Raw genomic sequence first — 6,675 nt, forward strand, 5'->3', positions numbered from 1 at the left:
AGCCTGAGGACCGAACTTTACATTTTCTTAGGTAAAAATTGGATCGCTGGCACCGTACAACGCCTTGATAGTCTCTCTCAACCAGAGAATTTTCGGATTATGGCTGTTCCGTTTATGCCAGATCAGGGTGAAGGGGACGGTCAACTTTTCAGCCTGCGCTTCGTCAATCGGAATAGGAAGCGCGATCAGCTTCCGCTGGTGGAGTTCATTGTAGTGGTGGCAGTAGTGGGGAGCCGTAGCGATATAATTATGGCCAGGCTGCGCCGCCATAAACATCGCCTGTTCAAAACCCGGCAGGCACATGGCGATATTGCGCTCACGACCCATCTCCTTTAGCACCTCATCAAGCGCCCATGTGTCGCTGCGCTCCCAGAAGATACTGATATGCGGGTAGCGCAGGAAGGTCTCCAGGTTCCACTCTTCCTGAAGCGCCGGGTGATCCTCGCGCAGATAAACACATGGACGGTCACTAAACAGGATTTCGTAGTCGATAAACCACGGCAACAGCTTCAGCAACTCGCGGGAACGCGGATGAGTTTCTCGACCAGTGAAGCCAAGATCCACTTCCCCACGCGTAATGGCGTCCAGAGAGTCGTAATCCCAGTGACGCATCTTCACCGTAGCCTGCGGATAGCGCTGGTTCACCTGCTCCAGCAGGGCGTTAAAGCGGATCAGCATCAACGGCGTTTCGGCGGCCAGCACGAACGTCAGCCCGCCAGGCGCGTCATGGTGAAATTTATCGAGGATCTGGTTACCGATTTGCATCCAGTCAGTCAGATCCTGCTCCAGACTTACCGTCAGTGGCGTCGGCAGCAATCCTAAAGGCGTTTTGACAAACAGCGGGTCGTCGAACCAGTCGCGCAGCTTGGCCAGTGATTTACTCACCGCAGACGGCGTCACGTTCATCCGCTTCGCCGCTTTGGTGACGCTACGCTCCTGCAGCAACAGCTGCAGGCACAGCAACAGGTTAAGATCGAGACTGCTGATGGGCTTCTTCATAATTTGCCGCGGGCTGGATGAGCATAAGTAAGGTAATACAGACCATGCTACAGCCAATCAGAATCCCGATCAGCATATTGAGCGCATTAAGTCCGATTACCGCTGCCAGCCAAATCCACAGGGACGAGCCACAGACCTGAGCGATACCCAGCACGGAGCTTGCCACGCCTGCCCGCAGTGAGAACGGGCCGAGCGCCTGGCTCATCGCCACGCCAAAGCCGACCGAGAACCCGGCGCAAATGAGGGTAATGCCTACCAGCATCACCACATGTGAGCTGGTGGTTGCCAGAATCACGCCTGCTGCGAGAAATAACACCTGTGAGGTCAGCATCAACGTGCGCTGGCTGAAAATATTTAGCGCAAAGGGGGTGGAAAACGAGACGGCCATACTGACCATCGCGGTTAATGCCATCACTGTTGAATACTCACCCCGATCGAAGCCCATGGTCTCCATCAGTAAAACCGGGGAAACGTTTACATAGGTCAGGATCACCGCCACGCTTAACGTGGTTACGGCCAGACGACTGAGGAAAAAGCGGTTAAGCAGCTTCTCTGCCGGGTGAATCGTTGCTGAGTGTGCCGTACTTTGCGAACCTGGGTGAGTTTCTCTTAGCACGGAAATGGACAACACAAAGACCAGCCCCCCCATTGCTGCCATCGTCCAGAAAAGGCTCTGCCACGGGAATTTCAACATGATCAGATAACCAACAACCGGAGCCAACACCGGAATAATACAGGTGATGCCGTTGAGCATAGAGAGCACTTTGGCGCGGCGTTGGGCGCTTAATGTGTCGCGTAAAATTGCGAAAGCCACCACGTAGCAGCCGCCCGCCCCGATGCCCTGGATAAAACGGCCTGCCAGGAACAGGGCACTATCCTGCGCCAGTGAACAGAGCACGGAAGCCAACGCAAAGATGATGGCTCCCGTTATGGCGACGGGTTGGCGACCAGCCTTATCTGCGACCTTCCCGGCAAACACCATCGATGACGCCATTCCCGCGAGGTAGGCCGAAAACGCGATGTGCAGCTGAGCTTCACTGGCACCCAGATCGCGGGCGATGTGCGGTAATCCCACCAGATACATATCAATGCCAGACGGATAAAGCAGAACCAGCGCAAAACTACAAAACAGAAAACGAGCCATAAAACCCCCATAGATACAGGCATGCAGGATAGGGGGTGAGAAGGGATTAGGCGAGTTGCCATTTGGACAAAGGTGATTTCCTGGAAGGAAATCACCATGTTTTCGTGGGTATTACTTACCAATACAGAAGCTTGAGAAGATCCTTCCCAGCAGATCGTCCGACGTAAACTCCCCGGTGATCTCACTCAGATTCTGCTGTGCCAGACGCAGCTCTTCCGCCAGCAGTTCACCCGCCCACGCACCGATCAGCTGCGCTTTGCCCTGGTCAAGATGGCGTGCCGCCTCTTCCAGCGCCTGCAGGTGACGACGACGCGCCAGGAAGCCACCTTCCATGCTGGTGTCAAAGCCCATGCTCTGCTTGAGATGGTTACGCAGGTCGTCAACGCCTTCACCGGTACGCGCCGACAGGCGGATTAGTGAGTGACCATTCACATCGCTGATGCCCAGCGTTTCGCCAGTCACGTCTGCTTTATTTCGCACCACGGTGATAGGCAGCTTCGCCGGCAGACGGGCAATAAAGTCTGGCCAGATTTCAGCCGGGTCTACAGCGTCGGTGGTTGTGCCATCCACCATAAACAGCACGCGGTCGGCTTGCTCGATCTCCTGCCAGGCGCGTTCGATACCGATGCGCTCGACTTCGTCGCTGGCATCGCGCAGACCGGCGGTATCAATGATGTGCAGCGGCATCCCGTCGATATGGATATGCTCGCGCAGTACGTCGCGGGTGGTGCCGGCAATGTCGGTCACGATCGCCGCTTCACGGCCCGCCAGAGCGTTCAAAAGGCTCGATTTCCCGGCATTAGGACGTCCGGCTATCACCACCTTCATCCCTTCCCGCAGCAGGCTACCCTGACGCGCTTCGGCACGAACCGCGTCGAGGTCGGCCATCACCTGGTTGAGCTGGGCTTCGATTTTACCGTCAGAGAGGAAGTCGATCTCCTCATCCGGGAAGTCGATAGCCGCTTCCACGTAGATCCTGAGGTGAGTAAGTGCTTCCACAAGGTGATTCACGCGCGCGGAGAATGCCCCTTGCAGCGAGTTCAGGGCGGAGCGAGCAGCCTGTTCAGAACTGGCGTCGATCAGGTCCGCTATCGCCTCGGCTTGCGCCAGATCGAGCTTGTCGTTCAGGAACGCGCGCTCGGAAAACTCACCCGGTTTTGCGATACGCAGGCCAGGCAGGGTCAGAATGCGTTTTAACAGCAGATCGAGGATAACCGGGCCACCGTGACCCTGTAGTTCCAGCACGTCTTCACCGGTAAAAGAGTTTGGGCCAGGAAACCACAGCGCAATGCCCTGGTCCAGCGGCGTGCCGTCGGTATCTTTAAACGGCAGGTAATCAGCGTAGCGGGGTTTTGGCAGTTTACCCAGTACCGCTTCGGCGACCTCGCGCGCCTTCAGGCCGGAGATACGCAGAATGCCTACACCACCGCGTCCCGGTGGGGTTGCCTGGGCGACGATAGTGTCGTTATGGCTCATGGTTGGTCTCGTTCAATACAAATAAAAAAGGCGGTCAATCGACCGCCCTTATTTTAGCGTTAACTTACCGAATCAGGACTTTTTCTTTTCGCGGCTATGCAGGCCACGTTTTTCCAGACCACGGTAAATCAGCTGCTGCTGGATGATGGTCACCAGGTTGCTGACGATATAGTACAGCACCAGACCTGACGGGAACCACAGGAAGAACACGGTGAAGATGACCGGCATAAAGGTCATGATCTTCTGCTGCATCGGGTCGGTCACCGTGGTCGGAGACATCTTCTGGATGAAGAACATCGTCACGCCCATCAGGATCGGCAGGATGTAGTACGGGTCCTGTGCAGACAGGTCATGGATCCACAACGCGAACGGCGCATGGCGCAGCTCAACGGAACCCATCAGCATGTAGTACAGCGCAAGGAAGATTGGCATCTGAATCAGCAGTGGGAAGCAACCACCCAGTGGGTTTACTTTCTCTGCTTTATACAGGGCCATCATCTCCTGGCTCTGACGCTGTTTGTCATCGCCCAGACGCTCACGCATGGCCTGAATCTTCGGCTGCAGCATGCGCATCTTCGCCATGGAGGTGTACTGCGCTTTAGTCAGCGGGTACATGATGCCACGAACGATGAAGGTGATAACGATGATGGAGAAGCCCCAGTTACCCAGGAAGCTGTGGATGAACTTCAGCAGCTTAAACAGCGGCTGGGAGATGAACCACAACCAACCGTAATCTACGGTCAGGTCCAGGTGTGGCGCAACAGCGGCCATTTTGTCCTGGATTTCCGGGCCGACCCACAGGGTGCTGGCCATTTTACCGGTTTGACCCGGCTGAACCAGAACTGGCTGAGATTTGTAGCCGATGGCTGCAAGACCGTTACCCAGGTTCGCGGTGTAGAAGTTGTTGGTACCGTCGTTATTAGGCACCCATGCAGTGGCGAAATACTGCTGCAGCATTGCCACCCAACCGCCTTTAGCGCTGACGTTCAGGTTTTCGTTATCGGCAATGGTGTCGAATTTGTATTTCTCATACTTTGCGTCAGGCGTGGAGTACGCCGCGCCACGGAAGGTATGCAGCGCAAAGTTGCTGCTTCCGGTGTCACGGTGAGACGGCAGATTGATGGACTGCTTCAGCTGGCCAAAGGTCGACAGTTCCAGTGGTTTCGCACTGGCGTTCTGTACGGTGTAGCCCACGTTCACCGCATACTCACCGCGTTTCAGGGTGAAGGTTTTCGTGAAGGTGTTGCCTGCAGCGTCGGTATACGTCATCGGGATAACGAGTTCGTTCTGACCATCAGCCAGTACAAAGGTGTCGTTCTCGACGTTATACAGTGGACGCGCACCGTTAGCCGGGTTATCCGGGCCATCACGACCGGTCAGGCCGCTCTGCGCCTGGTAGATAAACTCAGGCGTGGTTTCCAGTAACTGGAACGGTTCGTTAGACTTCAGCTCTTTCGGGTAGGTCAACAGCAGCGCCTGCTCAACATCACCACCACGGGTGTTAATAGTCAGCTCAAGCACATCGGTCTTAACCGTAATCTGTTTCCCCTGGCCACTGGCCGGTACGCCCTGGTCGGCGGCGCTACCCGCTGCGGTGGTCGTGGTCTGCGTGGTCTGCTGCTGGGGTTGAGGATTTTTATCCTGCTCCCATGCCTGCCAGATCATGAAAGACACGAACAACAAAGCGATGATAAGAAGATTGCGTTGCGAATCCATCGTTAGTGTTCTCTGGTATCAAAGGGTCCTGGAGGGACGGGGTCGTCTCCACCGGGGTGTAAAGGGTGGCATTTTAATACGCGTTTCACCGTCAACCAACTGCCTTTTATCACTCCAAACCTGCGCAATGCCTCAATTCCGTAGCTTGAGCACGTTGGTGTGAAACGGCAGTGCGGCCCGAGTAGCGGACTAATCAGGCGTTGATAGACCCGAATGAGGGCTATCAGGACCCGTGAGCCAGGCGACAGTGGCGGCGCCATAATTTTTCCAACGCTTCCGAGAGAGCACGGTTATCGAGGTCGGCAACCCCTTTTTTAGCCACCACCACGAAATCCATCGAAGGCAGTTCGTGCTGACGTAAACGGAAGCTTTCACGCGTCAGACGTTTAATCCGATTGCGTTCATGCGCTCGCTTAACATTTTTCTTGGCGACTGTGAGACCGATGCGGGGATGCCCCAGCGAATTTTGGCGGCCGAGGATGGTGATTTGCGGCGTGCCAGCCCGTTGTGGCTGCTGGAAGACGAAAGTGAAATGAGCGGGAGTTAACAAACGTAACTCCCTGGGAAATGCTAGCTTAACCACTCAGGGGTTAGCTTTATTACTTGGAAACGGTCAGACGAGCGCGGCCTTTAGCACGACGACGTGCCAGAACCTGACGACCATTTTTAGTAGCCATACGAGCACGGAAGCCGTGAGAACGGTTGCGCTTCAGTACAGACGGTTGAAAAGTGCGTTTCATGGCGATTTCTACCTAAACTTGAATAAATTCACTGACTTTTGCGTATACCCGAACGAATTTCGAACGACTAACGCCTCAGCGTGGGTGATTAAAGAGGCCGGATTGTAATAATTGTACACTCCGGAGTCAATTCTCTTTCCTTATTTCCCGCGTATTTCCGCACGTTTTCGCGTGGAAAATGAGCAACGGACGACGCAGGAAGATGAGCATCACGCGCCGGGTCGAGGATTATACGGGCTCGTCGACAAAGCGCAAGGATCGTCCCGGATCTTCGTTAGATCATTTAAGCAATAAATTGTCTGTGCTCATTAATTTTTCCAATATGCGGGCTAAATCGTGGGGCACTTGTGCCAGGATCGTTTACACTTACCCGGTTTCAGATCGTCCTGTGGATAAATCGGGAAGAATCTGTGAGAAACAGAAGATCTCTGGCTCAGTTTAGGCTATGATCCGCGGTCCCGATCGGGATCCCAGGATCCTGGTCAGGATTAAATTGCAGATAGCAATTCGCACATCCCCCTATGCACAGGGTCATGTCGATGTGCGCCAACAATCATGAATATTCAATAGTTTTCTTTTATTGTTCGAGTGGAGTCCGCC

General features: G+C 54.7%; 7 protein-coding genes. All 7 read right to left on the bottom strand.

The features are described from left to right. Positions 1-27 precede the first annotated feature (27 nt). The gene (gene yidZ / locus LCD46_22690) at positions 28-999 is read right to left on the bottom strand and encodes an HTH-type transcriptional regulator YidZ (GenBank protein ID UOY70767.1); all 972 of its coding nucleotides are present in this window, start codon (positions 997-999) and stop codon (positions 28-30) included. Then, positions 968-2,143, bottom strand: a complete 1,176-nt coding sequence (locus LCD46_22695; GenBank protein UOY70768.1) for an MFS transporter — start codon at positions 2,141-2,143, stop codon at positions 968-970. Before LCD46_22695 ends, yidZ begins: the two co-directional genes overlap by 32 nt. A gap of 111 nt (positions 2,144-2,254) precedes the next feature. Further along, complete coding sequence (mnmE, locus tag LCD46_22700; GenBank protein ID UOY70769.1) at positions 2,255-3,619, bottom strand: tRNA uridine-5-carboxymethylaminomethyl(34) synthesis GTPase MnmE; 1,365 nt, start codon at positions 3,617-3,619, stop codon at positions 2,255-2,257. A gap of 72 nt (positions 3,620-3,691) precedes the next feature. Then, a complete protein-coding gene (gene yidC / locus LCD46_22705; GenBank protein ID UOY70770.1) occupies positions 3,692-5,335 on the bottom strand; it encodes a membrane protein insertase YidC in 1,644 nt (547 codons plus the stop codon). A gap of 2 nt (positions 5,336-5,337) precedes the next feature. After that, positions 5,338-5,595 carry a membrane protein insertion efficiency factor YidD gene (gene yidD, locus LCD46_22710; GenBank protein UOY70771.1) on the bottom strand — a complete coding sequence of 86 codons (258 nt, stop codon included), beginning with the start codon at positions 5,593-5,595 and terminating at the stop codon, positions 5,338-5,340. Next, complete coding sequence (gene rnpA, locus LCD46_22715) at positions 5,559-5,918, bottom strand: ribonuclease P protein component (GenBank protein ID UOY70772.1); 360 nt, start codon at positions 5,916-5,918, stop codon at positions 5,559-5,561. The genes yidD and rnpA overlap by 37 nt, the downstream gene beginning before the upstream one ends. A 16-nt stretch (positions 5,919-5,934) precedes the next feature. Continuing rightward, a complete protein-coding gene (gene rpmH / locus LCD46_22720) occupies positions 5,935-6,075 on the bottom strand; it encodes a 50S ribosomal protein L34 (GenBank protein ID UOY70773.1) in 141 nt (46 codons plus the stop codon). Between the last annotated feature and the right edge of the window lie 600 nt (positions 6,076-6,675).

This window comes from Enterobacter ludwigii (genome assembly GCA_023023105.1).
GTDB classification, from domain to species: domain Bacteria; phylum Pseudomonadota; class Gammaproteobacteria; order Enterobacterales; family Enterobacteriaceae; genus Enterobacter; species Enterobacter adelaidei.

Excerpts from the sequence above, each read along its gene's own strand:
- yidZ (UOY70767.1), bottom strand. The coding sequence starts at position 999 with ATGAAGAAGCCCATCAGCAGTCTCGATCTTAACCTGTTGCTGTGCCTG.
- LCD46_22695 (UOY70768.1), bottom strand. The coding sequence starts at position 2,143 with ATGGCTCGTTTTCTGTTTTGTAGTTTTGCGCTGGTTCTGCTTTATCCG.
- mnmE (UOY70769.1), bottom strand. The coding sequence starts at position 3,619 with ATGAGCCATAACGACACTATCGTCGCCCAGGCAACCCCACCGGGACGC.
- yidC (UOY70770.1), bottom strand. The coding sequence starts at position 5,335 with ATGGATTCGCAACGCAATCTTCTTATCATCGCTTTGTTGTTCGTGTCT.
- yidD (UOY70771.1), bottom strand. The coding sequence starts at position 5,595 with ATGGCGCCGCCACTGTCGCCTGGCTCACGGGTCCTGATAGCCCTCATT.
- rpmH (UOY70773.1), bottom strand. The coding sequence starts at position 6,075 with ATGAAACGCACTTTTCAACCGTCTGTACTGAAGCGCAACCGTTCTCAC.